This window comes from Actinomadura sp. NPDC000600 (assembly GCF_040492135.1).
Lineage (GTDB): Bacteria > Actinomycetota > Actinomycetes > Streptosporangiales > Streptosporangiaceae > Spirillospora.
Window position 1 is genome coordinate 1 of record NZ_JBEUPD010000128.1, and the last position, 1,278, is coordinate 1,278.

Consider the following 1,278-nt stretch of genomic DNA (forward strand, 5'->3'; position numbering starts at 1 on the left):
TCGGGCTGGTCTCCATGCGGGACCGGACGAGCGGGGTCGGCGGCACACTGACCGTGGATTCGGCGCCCGGCAAGGGCACCACGATCGATATGGAGGTCCCTGGTGGCTGATGCAATCAAGGTGCTGCTCGTCGACGACCACCAGGTGGTCCGCCGCGGCCTGCGCACCTTCCTCGAAGTGCAGGACGACATCGAGGTGGTGGGAGAGGCGTCCGACGGCGCCGAAGGGGTCGCCCGCGCCGAGGAGTTGAAGCCCGACGTCGTCCTCATGGACGTCAAGATGCCGGGCATGGACGGCATCGACGCGCTGCGCAGACTCCGCGAACTCGCCAACCCCGCACGCGTGCTGATCGTCACCAGCTTCACCGAGCAGCGCACGGTGGTCCCGGCCCTGCGCGCGGGCGCCGCCGGGTACGTGTACAAGGACGTGGACCCCGACGCCCTCGCCGGCGCCATCCGCTCCGTGCACGCCGGACACATCCTGCTCCAGCCCGAGGTCGCGGGCGCGCTCCTGTCCCAGGAGGAGGCCAACTCGGGCCAGGGCAGGGGAGGTTCACTCACCGAGCGGGAGCGCGAGGTGCTCGGCCTGATCGCGGACGGCCGCTCCAACAGGGAGATCGCACGCGCGCTCGTACTCTCCGAGAAGACCGTCAAGACACACGTCTCGAACATCCTGATGAAACTGGACCTCGCCGACCGCACCCAGGCCGCACTGTGGGCCGTACGCCATGGAGCGGCGGGCTGACCGCGGCACGAGAACGGTGCTCCACCCCAGGGGTGCTCCGGCGCCCGCCCGGGCGACCGGCCGACGCTGATACTGCCGACCGACAGTAATACGGACGGATCCACTCCAGTCTGAGATTCATACCGTCGTGTGTATGTCCCCCGGACGGCGCATCCTCGGCGGCTCCCGGCCGTTCTCCAGTGCGTGCTGCGGCGCCTGCCGCAGTGATCGCCAGGGAGGGCTCAGAAGTGAAGAACCTGAAGAAGGTAGCCGCTGTCACGATGGTCGCCGGTGGGCTTGTCGCCGCGGGCGCCGGTATGGCCTCGGCCACCGACGGCGCGTGGGCGGGCGGCAAGGCCGTGGGCTCCCCGGGTGTCGGCTCGGGCAACGTGGTCCAGGCCCCGGTCCACATCCCCGTGAACGCGGTCGGCAACACCGTGAACGTCATCGGCGCCCTGAACCCGGCCTTCGGGAACCTGGGAGTCAACCACTGAGATTCCGCTCCGGAACCCTCGTGACCACCGGCCTCCCAGGCGCTCCTGGGGGGCCGGTCAG

Annotated in this window: 2 protein-coding genes; both read left to right on the forward strand. The window is 69.9% G+C overall.

Translation table 11 applies throughout. The features are described from left to right. Nucleotides 1-102: 102 nt before the first annotated feature. Complete coding sequence (locus tag ABWI07_RS44185) at nucleotides 103-744, forward strand: response regulator (protein WP_010987877.1); 642 nt, start codon at nucleotides 103-105, stop codon at nucleotides 742-744. Between the two features lie 227 nt (nucleotides 745-971). Next, entirely contained in the window at nucleotides 972-1,217 is a 246-nt protein-coding gene (gene chpE, locus ABWI07_RS44190) for a chaplin ChpE (protein ID WP_010987878.1), read from the forward strand. Nucleotides 1,218-1,278: the final 61 nt, after the last annotated feature.